The organism is Acidipila rosea (genome assembly GCF_004339725.1).
In the GTDB taxonomy this organism is placed as follows: Bacteria; Acidobacteriota; Terriglobia; order Terriglobales; family Acidobacteriaceae; genus Acidipila; species Acidipila rosea.
Map to the genome: position 1 here is coordinate 254,783 of NZ_SMGK01000004.1, position 20,789 is coordinate 275,571.

Consider the following 20,789-nt stretch of genomic DNA (forward strand, 5'->3'; position numbering starts at 1 on the left):
CTGCCTGATCTATTTCTCACCAGCAGGAGGATTTGCCTCGTCCTCCCTCTCCGCTTTCCGAACGAAACTGAGAGCCAAGAGGCTGTGAACAACTCGATCGGCAATGAGGCGGTTGAATGTCTCCTCACCGGCGAGACCGTGCGCGAGGTCATTTCGGAGATTGAGGCCGCTCCGCCGGTCGATATAAAGGACATACAAATAGCGCCATAGGTCCTCATTGAGAGCGGTCCGAAGACGTTCATCCCCAAGGGCGTCATTCATGCTCTTCATGTCCTGTATGCCTGAGTGCCGCGGCACGGTCTTCACAGGCGGAATACCCAAAAGCGCGAGGAGATCGCGGAGGATTCGTTCGACCTGTGGAACGAGCACGTGGATCGTTTTTACGAGATCGCCTGCCCAATAGGCATCCAGGCCCTCCCGGAGCAGCGCGTCTCTGGAAGCCGAGAATAACGGCGATTGCCTTAGAAAGGTCAGAAAGTGATCAACTGTCGGAGTGTATTTCTCTCTGAGTCGATCTATCGAGCGAGCAAGGAAGGGCCCCTGGATACTTATTGACTGCTCTAACTGCTGGTGCAGCCGGCCTTCAGGGTCATCATCAATCGATCCGATCCGACCTACGGGGCGGCCGTCACCGTCAAAGCGGGTGATTGGAATAAATGATAACAACGGTGTATCGCGGCGCATCCGCTCAAGGAGGTCTCGCGCATTCGCAACCTTCGGGATGAAATATGCGGTGATTCGGTGGAGGGATCTATCGAGATCGTCTGCATTGATCCAGTCCAGAAATGCGTCGACTTCTTCCTTCTTGATCTGGTATGGCACCGACAAGGTTTTCATGTCGGATTCTATGTTCTTTGCCTTTCCCGCGGCGAGCAGTTGGAGTTCTTCTGCTTCTTGCCTCAGTCCTTCCTGCTCATACCTCTCAATCACTGGCTGCAGCCACGACACTGCAAGCATGGGGCTTGCATCCCTCGAAAGCCTCGCGATAGCCTCGCCATAGCGCTTGATCACGCGATGGACATTCGCAATGTCTCTATTCCGCCGGTAATGTTCAGCGAGGCGCTCAGCTGCAGCTTCAGCTCCATGCGGATCAAAATGCCCCGGTTCGTCCAGAGCGCTGGTAGTTGCCAGCATGGATTCAAGGTCAGCAATGATTTTCGCTTGCTGCTCGCGCGTGGTGATGCCCTTGCGATTGTAGAGAGCGTCGAACGGAAACACCCAGACGCCGGTGCGCTGCGGCGTAGCCACCGCATCATAGAAGTCGAAAATGGCTCGCACCGCGCGCTCAATGAGCTCCTCATGTTTGAGGGTTAGGGACAAATCCAGCGCGCGGCCCAACCACGTGACCGCCTCGTTCTCCATGGTGAAACGCCTGCGGTCGGCCGCTTCGACATATGCATCAACGGCAACTTCTGCAAACTTGTAGGATGGCCGTTGTCGTGTGATCGCCTGCTTCAGATCCCAAGCCAAATCCGCGTAGCGAGCCCGCATAACCGGGTCTCGAACAGTAAGCGCACGTTCTTCCCAATGGCTTACCGTTCCAGCATTCAGAGTTGCGATGTCCGGGAATCGGACTTCTTTTCCTTCGGTCGTCGTAGTGATCATCATTGGTGCGAAATAGCTACCCCAAACGCTTTCCGTATCGGATCGCGTTATGAAATAAAAGGCTGACCATTCCGCCAGAATGACTGGGCGATCTTCGTCCGCAATTCCCCCCTGTTTATCAACCGCGTTGTTAATGGCATCGGTGATAGCAACTTCCATGAACGGCTTTTCGGAGGCTTCGAAAGGAGTGAGTGTGTTCTGTAACCAACCTGGAATTTTCATTGATATGTTCAGCTTTTGATGCTTCCATCGTAGTGCTTTACGCAAGAGTATCAATGAACCGCCGCGTTCCACGCTGTGTACCAGAATTGTTGTGATAGGTGGATCATCGCAGCACGATCTTTCATCCACGCACCCGGCGCCACCTTCGTACCACGTTCAGAGATCAAGATCAGCCCCTGAATTGCCCGGCAAGCGGTATGTCGTCGGGGACGCTCTTCGATTTACGCCAAATCGCCAAGTTACTCAGCGACCGTGCTAGGTGCTCAAAATATCGTCGGTCTTCCTGCAAAACAAAAAAGGCCCGCGCCGAAACGGCGCGGGCCTCACCTCACCAACTCTTAAATCGTAACTTCCTGCTGCGCCGCCACGCGCTCCGTGTCCAGCACCGTGCCGATCGCGTGCACAATCGACGCCAGCCGCACCACCGCCAGCACCAGATCTTCGCTCGCGCCCTTCTCCCGCACCACCTTTTCATGCGAGTCGATGCACTTGCCGCAGCCGTTGATCGCCGACACCGCCAGCGACCACAGCTCGAAGTCCAGCGCGTCCACTCCATGCGTCCGCATCACGTTCATCCGTAGCCGCGCCGGCATCGTGCCGTACTTCTCATTCGAGCTCAGGTGGTGGAACCGGTAGAAGATGTTGTTCATCCCCATGATCGCCGCCGCCGCCTTCGCTCCATCCAGCACCTGCTGCGTCAGGTGCTTTGACGCCTCTTCGAGGATCGCCGCCGTCAGCTCGCCGCACCGTGTCGCCACCGCGCTCACCGCCAGCGTCCCCCACAGCTGCTGCTCGCTCAGCTCCGCATTCTGCCGCACCAGCGTCGAGTAGTTCAGCTTCATGTCCTTCGCGTACGCCGGCAGTCCGTCTATCAGTTGATCGATATGCATTCCAAACTATCCTTTCCTGAGAAGAAAGCGGCGCAGGCCACATGGCCCGCGCCGCTCATAAGTGGGTGCCCCGGCTCTCGTTTTTGAGGCCGCCGGGTTCAGGCTTATGCGTTGATCGTCTCTTCACCCTTCTGCCAGTTGCAGGGGCAGAGCTCGTCGGTCTGCAGCGCGTCCAGCACCCGCAGAACCTCCTGCGGATTGCGGCCCACCGACAGATCGGTCACATACACGAAGCGGATGATCCCCTCCGGATCGACGATGTAGGTGGCGCGCTGCGCAACCCCCGCGTTCGGATCCAGAATGCCCAGCTGCTCGCACAGGTCGCGCTTCACATCCGCCAGCATCGGGAAGGGCAGTTCCTTCAGGTCGTCGTGGTTGTTGCGCCACGCCAGGTGGACAAACTCTGAATCCACGCTGCCGCCCAGCACCTGCGTGTCCCGCGCCTCGAACTCGCTGTTCAGCTTGCCGAACGCCGCAATCTCCGTCGGGCACACAAAGGTGAAATCCTTCGGCCAGAAGAAGTAGAGCTTCCACTTGCCCGGATAGCTCTCGTTCGTGATCTCTTCGAATGCCTTGTTCTTGTCGCGGCTCACCGTTGCGGTGACCGAGTAGACAGGGAACTTCTCTCCAACTCCTAGCATGTTGACTCCTTATGAACGGGTTATGAATGTTGTGTTGAACAAATAAGAACTAGAGCCGCTCGTGCTCCTGGCACGTCTGGCATACGCCCAGCACCTCGACCGCATACCGCTCCGCTTTGAAGCCGTCCGGAACGTTCAGCCGCTCTTCCAGCTTCGCCCCTGCATGTTCGATGTCCCACACCTTCCTGCAGGTGCGGCAAACCAGGTGATCGTGCGGCTCGGCCTTCGTCTCCAGCCGCAGCGTGCCGTGGTGCTGGCTCATCTCCCGGATGATGCCGCTCTCGATGAACAGATGAAGATTCTTGTAGACGGTCGCAAGCGAGATCGAAGGCAGTTGCTCCTTCACCTGGGCATACACTGCCTCAGCGCTCGGGTGCCCCGGCATCGACATCAGCGTCTCGTAAATAATCTGCCGCTGCGGGGTCACAGATACCCCCGCCTCGTCGCAAAGGGAATGGAATTTAGTAGAGGTCTTCAATAATCATTATTAAACGATAATAATTATCGTTCGTCAACCGCACTTGCACCAGAGATGGTGCAAAACAGCCTCAATTGGGACGTTCGGGACGGCTCTTTTTGAAGCGATCGTCCAACGGCTGCCGCCCTTGGAATCCACTCTCGATTGTGTGCCAAAAATCGATTTTCTCCTCGCCCATCCGCCAGCAGAGCAGCACCGTCTCCCCATCCACCAGACAAGGAAAATCCAGCAGCCCCGTATCCAGGTCTTTCACCTGAACCCCAATAGAATCAATCTCTTGCACGGCGTCCTTCGCCTTGCGAACAAACGACTCCATCGCCGCCCGAGCATGCGCGCTGGCCGCAATATCCACCATCATTCCGCCCATCAGAAAGATGCGCTGGCGCAGATTCTGCTGCTGCGTTTCGATTTGTTCCGCCGCCTGCTTCGCCTCTATCGCCTGCTTTAACAACGACTTAAGCACCGGCAGCAGAGACTGCGCCTCATCCAGGGTAAAGGTCTTCATGATCGTTATGCCTTGACTTCAAGCATACGATCAAGCGCCACCCGCGCCCAGTGCTTCACATCATCCTGCACCTGAATCCGATTCACCACGCGCCCATCCACCAGGTTTTCCAGCGCCCACGCCAAATGATTCGGGCTGATGCGATACATCGTTGTGCATAGGCAGCCCGTGTCATCGAGCGTAATAACCTTCTTTCCCAACGGTGCAAAGCGCTTCGCCAGCCGATTCACAAGGTGAATCTCCGTTCCAATCGCAAACGAAGAACCCTCCGGCGCATCTTCAACCAGCTTGATCAGTCGCTCAGTGGAGCCGAGCGCATCGGCCTTCTGGCAAACCTCCCAGCGGCATTCGGGGTGAACGATGACATTGATTCCAGGATATTTAGCGCGAACTGCATCGACATGGCTCGGCAGGAAGCGCTGGTGGACGGAGCAGTGCCCCTTCCACAGAATGACTTTGGCAGCGCGCAGCCGGGCAGGCGTGAGACCACCGTTGATCTGGAACGGATCCCACACCACCAGATCCGCGGGTGTGAATCCCATGGCAAACGCAGTATTGCGGCCCAGATGCTGGTCGGGCAGGAAGAGAATTTTTTCCGCGCGCTCAAAGGCCCACTCAAAAGCGCCGCGCGCGTTTGACGAGGTGCAGACCAGGCCGCCACGTTCGCCGCAAAAGGCCTTGATAGCCGCGGTCGAATTCATATAGGTCAGCGGCACAACCTCGCCTGGCTTGAGGCCTGCGGCCAGCAGTGAATCCCAGCAGTTCTCAACCTGGCTGATCTCCGCCATATCGGCCATCGAGCAGCCCGCGTTCAGATCGGGCAGGATCACCTGTTGATTGGGCTTTCCAAGCACATCAGCGCTTTCCGCCATGAAGTGGACGCCGCAGAAGACGATATAGCGGGCGTCGGTTTCAGCCGCGGCCTTGGAGAGCTTGTAGGAGTCGCCGGTAAAGTCAGCAAAGCGGATAACTTCATCGCGCTGGTAGTGGTGGCCGAGCAGGATGGTGGAGGCGCCCAGCTTCTCACGAGCAGCCGCAATACGGCCGTCCATAGCGTGGTCGGGCATAGCAAGATAGTTGTCGAGTGAGCAGGACTCCTGCGCGCTCGATGGAGCGACTTCCGGTTCTTCCAGCAACAGATTCAAAGTGTTCCGCCTTCAGTCCGATTTTCCGGACGGGGATGTTGAAAGCAAATGCTTCGGCTGCAGTGGATTCACTGAGGTTTTGCCTCCCAACCCACGGGGATGTTGCAGCACTTGTTTGTTGGACGCGGTGAGGCAATCCAACGTTACAAATTTGTTTCAACTTGAATTATACGAAAGCCGCAGCAGACGTCCAGTTGCTGTTCTAGCTCTCCGTTCTCGTGCGCTTGCGGGCGGCGATGCTTCTCCACTCCTTGCGATAGTAGCCATCGGGATCAAAGGCAAGCACTCGATACGAGCCAGACTCCCGTACGAGTGGAGTAAAAGACTCGCCGCGGATGCGGAGGGTGTAGATGATCTCTCCGTCTGCTTCGGATTGCACCTGCACGACCGGGTCGCTGAACCCATCGGTGTGGATGGTTTCAAGTTGCCACTCTGCGCCCCAGAGCCCGTTCTCGAGCTGGTCGATGGTGATGGGCCAGCCGTCGTACGGTTTCGCATCCGGAGAGGAGGGATCCACCCAGCGGGGCCATTCGGCGACTGTCGTTTTGCGGGTGGACCGATTGCAGGTGAGGATCGTATAGCCGGTGACGCGGTAGCGCAAACCATCGAGCCCCGGACCAGGATAGCGGGCTGGGTTGGCGGCTGCCAGGACCGTCATTCGGTTGCCGAAGGCGTCAAGATGATCGCCTGTGTTGCGCGCGCCGGGCAGAGCGTTCGGCGCGGGACTGGGCGGAAACCAGCGGCGCGGCCAGATGTTTGAAATTGCCGGTGTGCAAACGGAATAGACGCCGTCGCGAAATGCCTTAACCCCGTAGTGCACAGTCGACCCGAGGTGCTGGTCGCCGGAGAGATGGGGCGCAAAGGCCTTGCGCCACAGAAGAATGGCCGTATCTCGCCCGTGCTGCGGCCACGCGCCCGAGTCATGATCGGCTACTAGGTGGTCGTTTTCCAAGTAGACTCCCACGGGTGGAATCGCTTCTTCAGGGTCACGATCATCGGTGTTGATCCCGGTGGGCTCCGTATGCAGGCATCCGAAGATCGTCTGCGAGACGGCGAATTTCATCCAGGTTCCGCCGCTCCAGTTGGCTGCCCAGGATTCGAGGAAGTCGAGTTGGCGCTGGCCCAGCAATTCGGCATCGGGGGCGTTGCTCTGCGTCGCGGGATTCCAGGCTGGATTCAACGCGAAGCCGTTCACGATGTTTGCGCCCGGCAGCTGTTCTCTGGGCGCAGATTTCCATTTGCGGTCCTCCAGAATGGCGAAGCTGATTCCGCCCCATTGAAGGTCCGTGTAGTAGACGGAGATGTTCTGCAGGACAGGGGTAGGATCGAAGGGATCGGGCAGGTGGGAGGTTTGCACCCGCTGCACCATGTTGACCCAGCGCGGGGCCATCTTGTAGCCGCCGGAGTCCTGCACGGCGTAGCCGCTTGCCTTGTAGTTGACGGTAGATTGCGCAGCGGCGGAGTAGCCGGCTGCGGGATTGGTCGGGCGTCCGCCGCAACCCCAGATATTTCCGTGGTACATATCGTGATCGTCGGTCATGCAGACGGAGGGGATGTCAGCGGTGAGCCCGCGAACGGCCCAGCCGAAGATGAACCATTTGCGCAGGAAGTCGTACATGGCTGGCTGAATGAGATCGGGAGCGCGGCTCTCGATCACTCCGAATCCGCCAACCGGCTCATAGATCTGGTCGCCGGTCCAGAAGAGGATTTCAGGCTTGTGATAAGCGAGGTGCGTGGTGAAATCATTATGCGGAAATCCGAAATCCCAGATGCAGGTGAGCAGGCCAATCACCACCTCCTGCTTCTGGACAGGGTCTTTGCGGATGGTTCCGGTGTATTCGTACTGTTGCGGGGTTCCGGTCGCATCGGGCATGGAATAGAGCACGCGGTAGGGCCGGTCCTGCGTTGCGTCCCAGGAGGCTACGCGAAAGGTCGCGTTCCACGCATCCGGATCGAGGCCGGCAGTTGCAATCGTCTTCCACGCTCCACTGCTGTCTTTTTCCTGAAGAGTCGCGCTGCTGCCGGAGATGCCCAGAGGAGGAAACTGGGCGGAGAGCTTCAACGTGCCGCGGCTGACGGTGTAGAGCGTGAAGAGGATGGGCCCGTAGGCGCGCTCCTCGTGGTGATCGACCTTGCTGCCGCCGATGGTCCAGTCGGCGAACCAGAAGCGCATGGCGCCGCCGCTCTGCTGGTGGGGAGGATAAAAGTTGAAGTCCTTGATGGGAGCAAGCTCGGCGGCAGCAGAGTCAGAGGCTTGCGAGCTGCAGACAAGGGCAACGCCGCCTGTAAGCCACTGCGCGGGCACCTCGCGCGCTGTCTCTGCGGCGTGACTTCTGTCCATGCTGGTTGCGCGGAGCGTCACCAGGTAGCCTGTGCCAGAGGGTTGTGCGTGCAGCTCCAAGTGCAGCTCGCGCCCCAGGTCGACCTTCGGAGCACCGGCTTCCAGGGTTCCGATGAAGAGGCGTCCATCGGCGTTGATCCCGACGTGCATGCCGCGTCCATAAATGGCAGTGGCGCGGTAGTCATTCATGGGACTTTTGGCGCCGATGCGGAATCCTACAAATCCGTTCTCGAGCGGAGCGCTGTCGAGGCGGCCCAGGCGTACGCCGAGGGTGAGATCGCCGGGGCGCTCGGCAACGTCCCGCGTAAGGAGCGCTACGTTACGATCACCCCCGGGAGAGAAGCATTCCATCCGGCCTTCGCGAATCCGCCAGTCCTGCAGCGGGTTCGGCCAGTATTCCGGCCCGGGCCACGGGCGATTTACCTCGTGAGCCCACGCGCTGCGAAAGGAGATTCGCGCCTGCGGCGCTTCCCCAAGCATGGGCCGCGTGAGTGACAATGCTGTTGCGCCCAAGGCCGTGCTGCCTGCCGTCTTCAGAAACGCCCTGCGATCGATTCGGTTTCTCATCCCCACCTGTCTCATCCGGATAGCCCGGTCAACTGCTGCAAGAGCAGCAAAAGAGCGAGGATACATATCTCGCAGAGAACTGAAAACAGCCAATCGGGGGAGAAGCGCCAGGGAACTGCGAGACGAGCCGGGGAAGTTGCTGCGGAAAAAAGTGCGAGGCCTTCAACACGCAAGAAGGCCTCGCCAGGGTTAAAAAGTGAAGATTGCCTGCAGGAAGATGCGGCGGCTGGCCGAGCCGGAGGAGAAGATGCGGCCTGCAAGCTGATTGGATTGACCAAACTCGGGCGAATCAACCACGCCAGTGGGGGGCGCGAGGTTGATGTCGTTGAAGAGATTGAGTGCCTGGGCGCTGAGGGTCAGGTTATAGCGACGGCCGGTATTGTCACCGAAGCCGCCATGCGGACCACCGCCGCTCAGTCCGCGACCGCCTAATCCGCCTCTCGGGCCGCCGCCATGTGGGCCGCCGGCAGGGCCGCCGCCAGCCTTGGTCTTCTGGCCGAAGCCGATGGTCTTGCTCAGCCGCAGGTTGAAGGCGAAGAGGTTGGGACCATTGCCATAGTAGATCGGAATAGGCGCTTCATTGGGGCCGGGAGTTACGTTGAATGTGCCGTAACTCGTCTTGAGGATGTTAGTGTCGCCCGGCTGCGCAAAGGCCGGCCGGTCGGTGAAGAAGGAGTCGCCGTTCTGATCCTGGCTGAGCGTGATGTTGAATGGCCTGCCCGCGTTGAAGACGACAAAGGGGCTCACGCGCAGCGCATATGGCGCGGCCCACGAACCCATGAAGAAGAACTGGTCGCGCGAGTCGAAGGCTGCGCGTCCGTAGTCCTGGTGAAGATTATCCGAATTCGAGGGGTTCGAGGATACGCCGTTGGCATCGCTGTTAGCGTAGCTGAGCGTATTGAAGCCGAAGAAAGACAGCTTCTGCCCGGCGCGCAGATTGAAGTTGGCGATGAGCTGGTTCTGGTTGAAAAGGCCCTCAGAGTAGTACTGATAAACATTGCCCTCGGCGGGATTGTAGGTGGGCGAATAAGGCGCGTTGGCGTTGCGCGTGACGAGCTGATACTCGCCGCGTGAGGCAAGATAGGTGAGCGAGAAGGTGGCGTTCTTTGAGACCTGGTGCTCAATGCCAAAGGCGCCCTGAATGATCTGCGGCGCATGCAGATTGGGCGCGATCTGGTAAATCGCCGAGAGCGAGCTGGTGCTGCCTGCACCGGCGCAGGCGCCCAGGTCGTTCTGGGCGATGTTGGAGGTAAAGAAGCAGGCAGGATCGGCGACTACCGTCTCCTTCTGCACGATGTTGTTCTGACGGGCCGCCTGCTGGATCTGCGCCAGATGGAAGCGGTCATAGAAGATGCCGAATCCGCCGCGCAGGACCGTCTTCGGTGGGTGGTTATGGCGGGAGATGCCGTAGGCGAAGCTCAGGCGCGGTCCCCAGTCTTCATGATCGGGGATATTGGTCTGCGTCTCGAAGCGCATGCCATAGCTGAAGGTGAAATTTTTGCTGACCCGCCAATCGTCCTGGTAGAAGATGCCGGCGTCGGTGAGGTGAACGAGGATCGCCGGGGTGCCGGTGACGTAGGTGAGCTGGCTTGCGCCACCGCCTTGCGCGAGTATCTGGCTGAAGGATTCGCCATTCTGCAGGCCGAGCTGCGTGATCTTGTAGGCACTGAGTGCGCTGATGGTGCAGCCGCTCGCGGAAGTCCCGCTGCAGCCGGGCAGCGTAGCCGGGCAGCCGGAGGGAGGACAGGGACGCTGACCGAAGGTAAAGACGCCGTTGAAGCCGGAGTTGGCTGAGTTCGCATCGCGCCGGATGCGCAGACGGAAGCCAGCGTCGATGGCATGGGTCTTGGTTGCGATGGTCGCAATGTCCTGAAGCTCGTAGCGGTCGGTGTGGTCCTGAATGGCCTGTTCCTGATTGCCGCCGGTGGTGAAGGCTCCGCCGACCTGCACCTGTGGAGTAAAGGCTGCAGGCGTCTGGCTGGAGCGGTCGTGCAGCCATTGAAAGAGGATCTCGTTGATGACCTTGGAGCTGACGATCTGCGTGTCGCTCATCTGGAGCGTGCTTTCCGTCTCCTCGGCGTTGTAGGCCTGGTCACGGAGGGAGAACTGGCCGACTCCTTCATTCTGCTGATAGTTGTCGAAGTACTGATAGCGCACGCTGAGGGTGTTGTTCTTGCCCAGCTGCAGATCGACGCGGGGAGCGATGTTGGTGCGCAGGCGCGGGTTGGGCAGCGCGTCCTGGAAGTTCAGCGTGTTGTGGGCGAAATCCAGATCGTTCGGGTTGTAAGCGAAGATGATGGCATCGTCGCCGATGTGGCGCTGCTCGGCGCTGACGAAGAAGGATGCATTCTTGTTGATCGGCCCGCTCAGGGTGCCGTTGTATTGATAGCTGTAATAGGACGGAATGTTCTTGCTGAAGGGATTGCCGGTATTGAGTCCGGAGCTGTTGCCCTGCATGAAGACCTGTCCGTGGAACTTATCGGTGCCAGGCTTGGTGAGGATCTCGATGCGCCCGTAACCCAGCTTGTCGAACTCGGCGGAAAACGGGTTCTGGTTGATCTTGATTTCGCGGATCGCGGATTTGGGCGGCAGTTGGCCGGCGGTGAAGCCATCGATGAAAATCTGGGCGCCGCTGGGGCCGGCTCCCGGACCTGCGAGCGCGTTTAGTTCATTCTGCAGCTCGGTGGGATCGTCAGAAAGAGCGTCGAGGTCTTTGCCGGTGATGATGACGCTGTTGGCATTCTGATCGGGGCTGACGCTCACCGTCGGCGCATTCACGTTGACTTCGACGTTCTGCTGCTGCACCTCAATTACGAGGGAGAAGTTAAGCAGCTTCGCCTGGCCCTTGCCTACATGGACGTCTGGGATGGTGACGGGCGCGAAGCCCGGCGCGGTAGCTGTGATCGTGTAAGTGCCTGGAGCCAGTCCGGGAATGGTGTAAGCGCCGCCCGAGTCGGCAGTGGCTGAGTTGATCTGTCCTGCGACGGAGCTGACGTTGACGGTCGCGCCTGGAATCACCGCACCGGAGGGATCAGCGACTACGCCATGCAGGCTGCCTGCTGCCGTGGGCGTGCCGGGAGCATCTGCCGACGGGCTCTCAAGGTTCTGAGCGAAGGCAGCCGCTGTGCCCGCTCCGGGAGCGAGCAGCAGGGCAGGAACAAAGACAGCAAGAGTGAGAACGAGGCTTTTCAGTTTCACGAGTCTCCAGGTAATTTAAAAATCGAATTTTCGTTGGTCGTGCGGACTACGTTAGTTTCGGCTTACTGGGGTTGCTGGGCGTCGGCAGCGCCCTCTCCTCCTCCGAGGCTCCAGGAGGCAGAAAAGACACTTTCACTGGCGCCTGGGGAGGCCTGCAGCAGGGATTCCACGCCCGCCAGTACGGTGATTGCGGTTACTTGGCCGGCGGCTGCATCGCTGGCGACGATCATGACGGCCTCGCCTTTATGCAGATCGGCAAGGGTAATAGTGGGGGCGCGCTGCAATATCTGCGCGAGCCCCTCGCGAGGTTGAGCGCCGCCCTCGGGAGCGCCGTGCGCCATCTCAGGATGAGGCTGATGGCCAGCAGCGGCAGCAGTAGGTGGAGTGGCGGGCTTGAGCTGCCGAGCGATCATCTGCGCCATCTCTGGGGGCAGCTTGTGGATCTGCGACTGGTTGTTGAGGTGGATGACCGCCGGCTTCTTCGTTGCAAGATCGAGGACGGTGATGGTTTGGGCTGCATTGTCTGCGGCCAGGATGGAGCCCGCTATATTGCGGAAGGCGCCGAAGACAATCTCCTCCGCCTTCAAAGTGCCCCCTTCGCGATCGCCGCGGGCGCGCAACTGGTCCCCGGGCTTGATCTGACCCACGGAGGATGGCTTTGCATCGTCATACTTCACGGAGTCTGGCGCGTACTGGCGGACAACGGTTGCGGGCGTGGTCTCAATGGTTAAAGGACGCGGCGCCGTCCCCGCAGCGATGTTGACGTTGATGGTTCCGCTTGCCGGGTCGACAGCTTTGACCAGCCCGCTGATGCCGCGGCGCTGCCAGTCTTCACGCTGCTGCTGCTGGCGCTGGGCGATGTCAGACTGCTTCATTGCGATCAGGAGGCTGGCATCGGCTCCGGGCGCGGCGCGGACAAGCACGCGATCGCCCACGGCGAGGTCGGTCAGCTTGATCGGGGTGGCGCCGCTGAGAGTCTTCTCCCCAGGCGCGGTGCGCACCATGCGGGTGCTCTCCCCGACAGTGACCTGCGACTCTGCGCCGGCATCTGACTTGATGGTGAGGGTGTTGCCCGTGATGGCGGTGAGCGTGCCGAGCACGCGAGCAGCTGGCGCGGGCGCCGCCTGCTGCTGCGAGGATTTCGCGGCCATTGATGGCATGCTCGAACAGGCCATGACGAATGCAAGGGAGACAATGCCGATGTTGTGAGATGAAGGTTTCATCGTTCCTATTGTCCCGGCGGAGTGACGCTTCGGCCTTGGGAATACTTCTGTAATGGAAGACGAGAGCTCACTTAAAAAGTTTCATCTTTGATAAGCAGAGTTGGCCAATGGATGGAGATGCTTCCTCTCCGCCGAACCAAGTATGATCGATAGCGGTAGGCGGCGCTGGAGCCGCTTTTGAGGAGTTCAATGGCGATAACAAATGTGAGTGGTCCGACAGCGGCAAACTATGCCGGCGAGACCAACAAGAGCGCGATGGCGATGGTCACGACGCTCTTTTTTATGTGGGGCTTTCTCACCGCGCTCAATGACATTCTCATCCCGCATCTGAGGAACATCTTCAGCCTCAACTATACGGAGTCGATGCTGGTGCAGTTTACGTTCTTCTCCGGCTACGCGGTGTTCGGGATACCATCCGGCAAAGTGGTCGAGTGGATTGGCTATCAAAGATCAATGGTGGCCGGGCTGTTTATGATGGGCGTCGGTGCTGTGCTCTTTATTCCTGCGGCGAGTGCTCCGTCCTTTCCCTTTTTCCTCGGCGCGCAGGTGGTGCTGGTAGCAGGCATCGTGCTGCTGCAAACGGCGGCGAATCCCTACGTCACAATTCTGGGACCGGCGGAATCGGGGGCTAGCCGGCTGAATCTCACGCAAGCTTTCAATTCGCTGGGCACGACATTAGCGCCCTATTTTGGGAGTCTTTTGATCCTGACGGCGACTGCCGAGAGCGCGGCACAAATTTCTAAAATGCACGGTTCCGCGCTGCGGTTTTACCAGGTTCGCGAAGCTGCGTCGGTCAAGATGCCATACCTCGGTATCGCCATAGCGCTGGTGTTGCTCGGCGTGATCATCGCTATTTACAAGTTTCCTCGGATAAGCACAACTAAAGACTTTCGTCCCATGAAGGCGGCCGACCACGCGCACAGCGTCTGGAGGTATCGGCACATGGTGCTCGGCGCCATTGCGATCTTTCTGTACGTCGGCGCGGAAGTCTCGATCGGCAGCTTTCTCACAAATTACTTCTCGCAGCCGGATACAGGCGGCATGACCATCCAGACAGCTGCGAAGTTGGTCTCGTTCTACTGGGGCGGGGCGATGGTCGGTCGCTTTATCGGTTCGGCGGTGCTGCAGCGTGTTTCGACCGCGAAGCTGGTAGGACTTTGCTCTGTGGTTGCCTTTGGGCTCCTGGTGACCTCGATCTTTTCCTTTGGAATGCTTGCGGTGTGGACGATCCTTCTGGTGGGTCTCTTTAACTCCATCCTGTTTCCGAGCATCTTTACGCTTGGGATAGCGGAGTTGGGGCCGCTCACTGGCGAGGGCTCAGGAATTCTGGTTTCGGCCATCGTCGGTGGCGGGTTGCTGCCGCTGGCGGAGGGCGCTCTGGCGGATCGCATCGGCATCCACCATGCGTTTATCATCCCGGCACTCTGCTATGTGTTTATTGCCTATTACGGATTCAGCGGATCGAAGGTCAGACTGCCTGCCTGAGAAGGCGGGCGGCAAATGCAGGTTGACGAGAGTCGTTTCCTCTGGTTTGATGTGAGCAACGGTATGCAGACGCGCAGCAATAGCGATTTCACCACCATGCGGGCCATTGGTCTCGGCATTGCGATCGCTATTATTACCATCCCCAATCGAAATGCGGGTGGAGAGCGCTAAGGCCTAAAAAGATTCAAACAAAGAGCCACCACCCGCGAAGAGCGGATGGTGGCTTTCTTATTTTGGGGTGAACGAAGGGGAAGACAATGGCAGAGAAACAGAGCGTGAGCCTGGCGGATGTGAAAGCGGCGCGCAGGCGTATCAGGGACTTTATTTACCTCTCACCGGCGCCGCATTCGGCGGAGTTGTCCCAGATGACCGGGCAGCAGGTGTTCCTCAAGCTCGACAACCTGCAGCGTACGGGAGCCTTCAAGGAGCGCGGCGCGCTGAACAAGATACTGACGCTCAGTGAGGAAGAGAAGCGCCGGGGCGTAATTGCTGCCAGCGCTGGAAACCATGCGCAGGCGGTGGCCTATCACTCCACCGCGCGGGGCATCCGCTCCCGCATCGTGATGCCGCTGATGACGCCGCTGGTAAAGGTGGCAGCGACCTCCGGGTTCGGCGCAGAGGTGGTGCTGCACGGCTCGAACTATGACGAAGCCTGCAGCGAGGCTCTGCGACAGGGTGCAGCAGACGGGATGACATTTCTGCATCCGTTTGACGATCCGGCGGTGATCGCGGGGCAGGGAACGATTGGGCTGGAATTGCTGGAGCAGGTGCCTGACCTGGAAGCAGTGGTGGTGCCGATTGGCGGTGGCGGCCTGATCAGCGGCGTGGCCTGCGCTATCAAGGAGAGCAGGCCCGATGTGCGCGTGGTCGGCGTGCAGACGGAGCGGCTGCCCTCCATGCTGCGCGCTGTGGAGGCAGGAGGCCCGGTGACGATTGCCGCAGATGCGACGGTGGCTGACGGCATTGCGGTGAGGCGGGCGGGCGAACTCACCTATCCGCTGGTGGCGCGGTATGTCGATGAGATTGTGGCTGTCGATGAAGAAGAAATTGCGAAGGCGATCATGGTCTTGCTGGAGCGGGAAAAGACGCTTGCCGAAGGAGCGGGCGCGGTGGCGTTGGCTGCGCTGCTGCAGGCGAAGACCAGCCTTAAGGGAAAGAAGACGGCGGTGCTGGTCTGCGGCGGCAACATCGATGTGAGCCTGCTGGCGAAGATTATTGAACGGGGCCTGGTGAAGGATGGACGAAGAACGCGGCTGCGGATTCACCTGACCGACAGACCCGGCGCGCTGCACCAGCTCACGAAGATTATTGCGGAGGCGAGCGCCAATATCGTGCAGACTGCGCACGATCGCGCCTACTACGGAGTGAACCTGGGGGATACGGTGATCGATGTGACCCTGGAGACGCGCGGCGATGAACACATCGATCGAATCCGCAAGGCGCTGAGCGGCGGAGGGTACAAGCACGAGCGCATCGAGTAGGAGTACCATTACAAGCGGAAGCCCCAGGTGCACCCGGCCGGGACATTCTTACAGCTATGACGCCAATCGCAGAAGCAGTACGCGCTCAGCATACGCTCGACCCGGAGAACTGGGATGAGCTTCGCACCCTCGGACACAGAATGCTCGACGACATGTTCGAGCACCTGGAGACATTGCGCGGGCAACCTGCGTGGCAGCCGGTCCCGGCCGAAGTCCGGCAGGCGCTCGATGAGCCGCTGCCGCGAGGTTCGCAGCCTGTTGAAAGCGTCTACCAGGAATTTGTAACCAACATTGTTCCTTATACGAGCGGCAATCGGCATCCTCGCGCGTGGGGCTGGGTGCGCGGCAATGGAACGCCGCTGGCGATGCTGGCGGAGATGCTGGCCGCAGGCATCAACTCGCACTGCGGCGGCGGAAACCAGTCGCCGACGCTGGTGGAGGAGCAGGTGCTCGAGTGGCTGCGCGAGATCATGGGCATGCCGCAGGGAACCAGCGGCCTGCTGACGAGCGGCGGCACCATGGCAAACCTGATCGGGCTGGCTGTGGCGCGACATGCGAAGGCTGGTTTTGATATTCGCAAGGATGGGCTGCAGGGAGTGTCTGCACGGCTGACGGTTTACTGTTCCGCTGAAACGCACATGTGGGCGCAAAAAAGCATGGAGCTGCTGGGGCTCGGTAGCCGGTCGCTGCGGCGGATCGCCGTCGATGCGGAATCCAGAATCGACATCGCTGGCCTGCGGAAGCAGATTGCGCAAGACAAGGTAGCGGGCCTGCATCCGATTGCCGTGATCGGGAATGCCGGCACGGTGAACACGGGTTCAGTCGATGATCTTATCGCGCTGCGCCAGCTTTGCGATGAGGCGGCCCTCTGGCTGCACGTGGATGGCGCGTTCGGCGCACTGCTGAAGCTGTCACCGAAGTACAGGCATCTGGTGCGGGGTGCGGAACTGGCCGACTCACTGGCGTTCGATCTGCACAAGTGGATGTATCTGCCGTTCGAGGTAGGGTGCGTACTGGTGCGCGATGCGGAGATGCACCGCGCGGCGTTCGCTACTCCAGCGAGCTATCTCGAAGGTGCAGAGCGAGGGATGCTGGCGGGCGGGATGACTTTTTCCGATCGGGGCATCGAGCTCACCCGCGGGTTCAAGGCGCTGAAGGTGTGGATGTCGCTGAAGGCGCACGGCGTCGATGCTTACACGGCATTGATCGAACAGAACATGGAGCAGGCGGCGCATCTCGCGGACCGGGTGGACAAGCATGCAGAGCTGGAGTCGCTGTCGCGTCGGCAGATGAATATTGTCTGCTTCCGCTATCGCCCGGGGGCGCCAATGAGCGACGAAGAGCTGAACCGGCTGAACCGGGAGATCGTGCTGCGGCTGCAGGAGTCGGGCGAGTTCGTGGTCTCAGGCACGGTGCTTGATGGGAAGTATGCGATCCGGGTGGCGAATACGAACCATCGCAGCCGGTTGGAGGACTTCGATGCGCTTGCGGAGGCTGTTATCGCCCGCGGTCAGCGCCTTCTGCTATAGATATCATCCTTTCGATGGAGGCGATTCTCCACCCTGGGTTGGGCCATCAAAATTGTTCTTCCATGGCGCTAACTTCCTCGTTGTGAACTCTTTTTCCAATGCATTAGAGTTCAGAGTGCGACCCCAGGAGGTTATGACCCGTGTTGTTGTTATCCCGCAAGTTTGTCCGCAGTTCGTTCGTGAGAGTTGCTGCCTGCCTGGTGGCGTTCGCTGGGACTGCGGGATTGTTTTTGCGCACCACTCACGCGGGCACAACCGCGGAGTCCGTGAGCCGGGACTACAACGCCAGGGTTGAGAAGACCTACAACTATCGCTACGGAAAGGACAAGCCTTTCCTGCCGAGCATGGCGACGACCGAAGACGGTCAGTTCATCCAGCCTGGAGCCTTTCCAACCGCGGCGTACTGCGGCCATTGCCATCAGGAGACCTACCATCAGTGGCGGCAGTCGCTGCATTCGAATTCGTTCCGCGAGCCGTTCTACATGAAGAATGTGCAACTGCTCGATGACCAGCAGGGCGTTTCTGCTTCGCGGCATTGCGAGGGCTGCCATAATCCCGTTTCGCTACTCTCCGGGAACATAACGGAGAAGCCCACTACGGCGAAGCGCCCCTTTGACAACGATGGCGTCACCTGCTCGGTCTGCCACTCGATCGCCAAGCTGCAGCCGACCTACGGATTGGGTGCCTATGTCATGGGGACACCTTCGGCCATTGTCGATGAGAATGGCAAACCCATTCCGGGGGAGGTGCCGTATAAGGAGATTCTGGACCACACGGATCGACATGTGGCTGCGGTGATGAAGGACTTCTACAAGTCGCCGGAGTTCTGCAGCACCTGCCACAAGGCGAACCTTCCGGACACGTTGAATAACTACAAGTGGCTGCGTGCAATCGGACTCTATGACGAGTGGCAAGCCTCCTCCTACTCGCATCGTTCGCCATTGCCGTTCTATACCAAAGACTATTCGACCTGTCAGACGTGCCATATGCCGCGGGAGACGATTACTCGCTCCGATTACGGTGCGAAAGAAAAGACCATTGCTTCCCATCGCTGGGTCGCCGGGAACACCGCCGTGCCTTTCTACTACGGCTATGAAGAGCAGTTGCAGAAAACGATCAGCTTCCTGCGCGCGCAGAAGCTCAACGTCGATCTCTTTGCTATCCGGATCAACAATGCTCCGCAGTATGTTGCGCCGCTCGGCTCGGTGAATTATGAGCTGAAGCCAGAGGACACGGTTGAAACAGTCGTTGTGATTCAGAACAAGTGGATCGGACATACGCTCATCCCTGAGCAGCGCGACATGTACGAGGCCTGGACGCAATTCGAAGTGAAGGACGCGAGCGGGAAGATTATCGCCGAGAGTGGAGAGCTGGAACCTGATGGCCAGCTCGACCCGGGTGCTCACAGCTTCATTACGAGGATGCTGGATGCAAAGGGAAATCTGCTGGTGAAGCACGAAGTATGGCAGCGGCATACGATTGCGACGGATACGACAATCCGTCCGGGCCGTTCTACGATCGTGCGTTACCGGTTCAAGATTCCCGCGGATGCAAAGACTCCGCTGACGATTACGGCGAAGGTGAACTATCGCCACTTCAACGAGACTTACACAAAATTCACCCTGGGCGCGAAGCATGCTCGCTATCCCGTTGTCGAGATGGCGTCCCGAACCCGTACGGTAAACATCGGCAGCAACGACGCCGGGGCTCCAGATAAAGTAGACAACCCGGACTGGATGCGCTGGAACAACTTCGGGATAGGTCTGCTCGATGAACTCCAGTACGGTCCTGCAGTCGATGCCTTCGCGCATGTGGCCAAGCTGCGGCCCGACTATCCCGACGCATACACAAACCTCGGACTCGCATATTACCAGTGGGAGAAGTATCCGCAGGCCGATGAGTATCTGAAGAAGGCGCTCGCGATGGCTCCGGAGAATGCCCGAGCACTCTACTACCAGGCGCTGGTGGATCGTAACGAGGGGAATCTGGCAGACGCGATCAAGAATCTGGCGGTGGTGGTAGACAAGTATCCGCAGTCTCCCGATGCGCACCGTGAGCTGGGGTTCAGCTACTACCAGCTTCACAAGTACGATCTGGCAGAGACCCAATACCTGGCCTTGCAGCAGATCGACCCGGATGACCTGGGGGCGCACTATAACCTGGCGATCATTTATCGCAGGCTCAAGATGAAGGACAAGGCTGCGATGGAAGCGGCAAAGTTTGCGGATGAGAAGGACGACCCGATGGCGAATACCGCGTCGCTTGAGTTCCTGCGAAGCCACCCTGAGCTTTCAGGTGAGAGTGTGCCGTGGCATCTGCACGACACAGATCCGGTTAAGCAGCCTTTGGGCAAAGGCGGCTCGCAATAGGGAAAGACTTATCTGCGCAAGGCAGGTGCTGGCCCGGTGGATTTGCGGATGATCAGGGTCGGAGCGATAGTGTACTCGCTTCCCGCCGGGGGGGCAGGCGACTGGTAAGTGTCGTAAAGTGCGCGAAAGGCCTGGCGGGCGATCTCCTTGCGAGGAAGGCTGACGGTACTGAGAGCAGGTTGGGTATAGGCGCTGATGGCAATGTTGTCGAAACCGATGACGGAGATATCCACAGGAACGGAGAGTCCCAACTCGGAGATGGCTCCCATGGCCCCGATGGCGCTCATGTCATTGGAGGCGAGGATGGCGGTGGGTCTGTGCTTATGTTCAAGCAGGCGTTTCATCGCATGATGGCCGCCTTCCATCCGGTGATCGCCTTCTTCGATCAGGGAGTCCTCCATGGGGATTCCATTTCTCTCAAGGCTCTCGATGAAGGCCCGGCGTCGGCTGCGGGCCGATGCGAGCCGCATGGGTCCTGTGATGAAGCTGATCGAGGTGTGGCCGAGGCCTGTCAGGTGAGCGACGGCGGCATCGATCCCCGCCGGATAGTCGACGACAATATTGCTGATGCCTTTCTGCAGAATGCCCGTATCGAGAAAAACGAGCGGAATGCCGCGGCTGCTGAATTCGTCGACCAGGCGCTCATCCATCTCGGAAGTCATGATGGCAACGCCGTCGACCTTGCGCTGCAGCATGCGGCTGACGCAGATCTCCATGCGGGCGGCGTCATAGTCGGTATTGGCGACCAGTACCTCCTGCCCATATTGGACAGCGATATCCTCAAAGCTCTTGACCAGTTCGGGAAAAAAGGGATTGGTGATGTCGGAGATGATGAGGCCATAGAGGCTGCTGCGTCCGGAGCCCAGCGCCCGCGCGTTCGTGTTAGGAAAGAAACGGAGCTCTTCGATGGCGCGCCGCACACGCTCGGCGGTCTCCGGGGTCACTTTCTCCGAACCATTGATGGTGCGCGACACCGTCGCCGTGGATACCCGGGCAAGACGGGCAACTTCCTTTATGTTCATAAGAGGTCTAGCAAGGTTTTCTTATCGTCAACTAGCGACGCATTGTTTATACCCGATGAGCATAGCGAATTAGAAATTGTTTTCCATT

General features: G+C 59.2%; 15 protein-coding genes. 5 read left to right on the forward strand and 10 right to left on the reverse strand.

The genetic code is table 11. The annotated features are described in order from the left end of the window. Window positions 1-9 precede the first annotated feature (9 nt). The 9 genes from C7378_RS13230 to C7378_RS13270 all read right to left on the reverse strand — a co-directional run bounded on the left by C7378_RS13230 (window position 10) and on the right by C7378_RS13270 (window position 12,815). Complete coding sequence (locus tag C7378_RS13230; protein WP_131997565.1) at window positions 10-1,827, reverse strand: DUF4209 domain-containing protein; 1,818 nt, start codon at window positions 1,825-1,827, stop codon at window positions 10-12. A 338-nt stretch (window positions 1,828-2,165) separates the two neighbouring features. Next, window positions 2,166-2,717 (reverse strand): alkylhydroperoxidase, AhpD family, encoded by a 552-nt coding sequence (gene ahpD, locus C7378_RS13235; RefSeq protein WP_131997568.1) that lies wholly within the window; start codon window positions 2,715-2,717, stop codon window positions 2,166-2,168. A 104-nt stretch (window positions 2,718-2,821) separates the two neighbouring features. Continuing rightward, a complete protein-coding gene (locus C7378_RS13240) occupies window positions 2,822-3,358 on the reverse strand; it encodes a peroxiredoxin (protein ID WP_131997571.1) in 537 nt (178 codons plus the stop codon). Window positions 3,359-3,407: 49 nt separating this feature from the next. Then, on the reverse strand, window positions 3,408-3,836 hold the full coding sequence (locus C7378_RS13245; protein WP_131997574.1) for a Fur family transcriptional regulator: 429 nt from the start codon (window positions 3,834-3,836) through the stop codon (window positions 3,408-3,410). Window positions 3,837-3,906: 70 nt separating this feature from the next. Beyond that, window positions 3,907-4,341: a DUF2203 domain-containing protein gene (locus tag C7378_RS13250; RefSeq protein WP_131997577.1), complete on the reverse strand. Its 435-nt coding sequence runs from the start codon at window positions 4,339-4,341 to the stop codon at window positions 3,907-3,909. Window positions 4,342-4,346: 5 nt separating this feature from the next. Further along, window positions 4,347-5,486, reverse strand: a complete 1,140-nt coding sequence (nadA, locus tag C7378_RS13255) for a quinolinate synthase NadA (protein ID WP_131997580.1) — start codon at window positions 5,484-5,486, stop codon at window positions 4,347-4,349. A 202-nt stretch (window positions 5,487-5,688) separates the two neighbouring features. Further along, window positions 5,689-8,394: a metallophosphoesterase family protein gene (locus tag C7378_RS13260; protein WP_131997583.1), complete on the reverse strand. Its 2,706-nt coding sequence runs from the start codon at window positions 8,392-8,394 to the stop codon at window positions 5,689-5,691. 189 nt (window positions 8,395-8,583) lie between these two features. After that, the gene (locus C7378_RS13265) at window positions 8,584-11,592 is read right to left on the reverse strand and encodes a TonB-dependent receptor (RefSeq protein ID WP_131997586.1); all 3,009 of its coding nucleotides are present in this window, start codon (window positions 11,590-11,592) and stop codon (window positions 8,584-8,586) included. A gap of 62 nt (window positions 11,593-11,654) precedes the next feature. After that, window positions 11,655-12,815, reverse strand: a complete 1,161-nt coding sequence (locus C7378_RS13270; protein WP_131997589.1) for a DUF5666 domain-containing protein — start codon at window positions 12,813-12,815, stop codon at window positions 11,655-11,657. 189 nt (window positions 12,816-13,004) lie between these two features. Between C7378_RS13270 and C7378_RS13275 the strand changes: the two genes are divergently transcribed. The 5 genes from C7378_RS13275 to C7378_RS13290 all read left to right on the forward strand — a co-directional run bounded on the left by C7378_RS13275 (window position 13,005) and on the right by C7378_RS13290 (window position 19,679). Then, the gene (locus C7378_RS13275; protein ID WP_131997592.1) at window positions 13,005-14,300 is read left to right on the forward strand and encodes a sugar MFS transporter; all 1,296 of its coding nucleotides are present in this window, start codon (window positions 13,005-13,007) and stop codon (window positions 14,298-14,300) included. Window positions 14,301-14,315: 15 nt separating this feature from the next. Continuing rightward, window positions 14,316-14,471, forward strand: a complete 156-nt coding sequence (locus C7378_RS17740) for a hypothetical protein (protein WP_165876807.1) — start codon at window positions 14,316-14,318, stop codon at window positions 14,469-14,471. An 86-nt stretch (window positions 14,472-14,557) separates the two neighbouring features. Further along, window positions 14,558-15,781, forward strand: a complete 1,224-nt coding sequence (gene ilvA, locus C7378_RS13280) for a threonine ammonia-lyase (RefSeq protein ID WP_131997595.1) — start codon at window positions 14,558-14,560, stop codon at window positions 15,779-15,781. Between the two features lie 56 nt (window positions 15,782-15,837). Beyond that, the gene (locus tag C7378_RS13285) at window positions 15,838-17,310 is read left to right on the forward strand and encodes a pyridoxal phosphate-dependent decarboxylase family protein (protein WP_131997598.1); all 1,473 of its coding nucleotides are present in this window, start codon (window positions 15,838-15,840) and stop codon (window positions 17,308-17,310) included. Window positions 17,311-17,489: 179 nt separating this feature from the next. Beyond that, window positions 17,490-19,679: a tetratricopeptide repeat protein gene (locus tag C7378_RS13290; RefSeq protein ID WP_243648249.1), complete on the forward strand. Its 2,190-nt coding sequence runs from the start codon at window positions 17,490-17,492 to the stop codon at window positions 19,677-19,679. 8 nt (window positions 19,680-19,687) lie between these two features. On the opposite strand, the gene C7378_RS13295 is transcribed toward C7378_RS13290, so the two are convergent. After that, window positions 19,688-20,701, reverse strand: a complete 1,014-nt coding sequence (locus tag C7378_RS13295; protein ID WP_131997601.1) for a LacI family DNA-binding transcriptional regulator — start codon at window positions 20,699-20,701, stop codon at window positions 19,688-19,690. Between the last annotated feature and the right edge of the window lie 88 nt (window positions 20,702-20,789).

Bases quoted from the DNA above. Each gene is read 5' to 3' on its own strand.
- C7378_RS13230 (WP_131997565.1), bottom strand. From the start codon at position 1,827: ATGAAAATTCCAGGTTGGTTACAGAACACACTCACTCCTTTCGAAGCC.
- ahpD (WP_131997568.1), bottom strand. From the start codon at position 2,717: ATGCATATCGATCAACTGATAGACGGACTGCCGGCGTACGCGAAGGAC.
- C7378_RS13240 (WP_131997571.1), bottom strand. From the start codon at position 3,358: ATGCTAGGAGTTGGAGAGAAGTTCCCTGTCTACTCGGTCACCGCAACG.
- C7378_RS13250 (WP_131997577.1), bottom strand. From the start codon at position 4,341: ATGAAGACCTTTACCCTGGATGAGGCGCAGTCTCTGCTGCCGGTGCTT.
- C7378_RS13260 (WP_131997583.1), bottom strand. From the start codon at position 8,394: ATGAGAAACCGAATCGATCGCAGGGCGTTTCTGAAGACGGCAGGCAGC.
- C7378_RS13270 (WP_131997589.1), bottom strand. From the start codon at position 12,815: ATGAAACCTTCATCTCACAACATCGGCATTGTCTCCCTTGCATTCGTC.
- C7378_RS13275 (WP_131997592.1), top strand. From the start codon at position 13,005: ATGGCGATAACAAATGTGAGTGGTCCGACAGCGGCAAACTATGCCGGC.
- C7378_RS17740 (WP_165876807.1), top strand. From the start codon at position 14,316: ATGCAGGTTGACGAGAGTCGTTTCCTCTGGTTTGATGTGAGCAACGGT.
- ilvA (WP_131997595.1), top strand. From the start codon at position 14,558: ATGGCAGAGAAACAGAGCGTGAGCCTGGCGGATGTGAAAGCGGCGCGC.
- C7378_RS13285 (WP_131997598.1), top strand. From the start codon at position 15,838: ATGACGCCAATCGCAGAAGCAGTACGCGCTCAGCATACGCTCGACCCG.
- C7378_RS13295 (WP_131997601.1), bottom strand. From the start codon at position 20,701: ATGAACATAAAGGAAGTTGCCCGTCTTGCCCGGGTATCCACGGCGACG.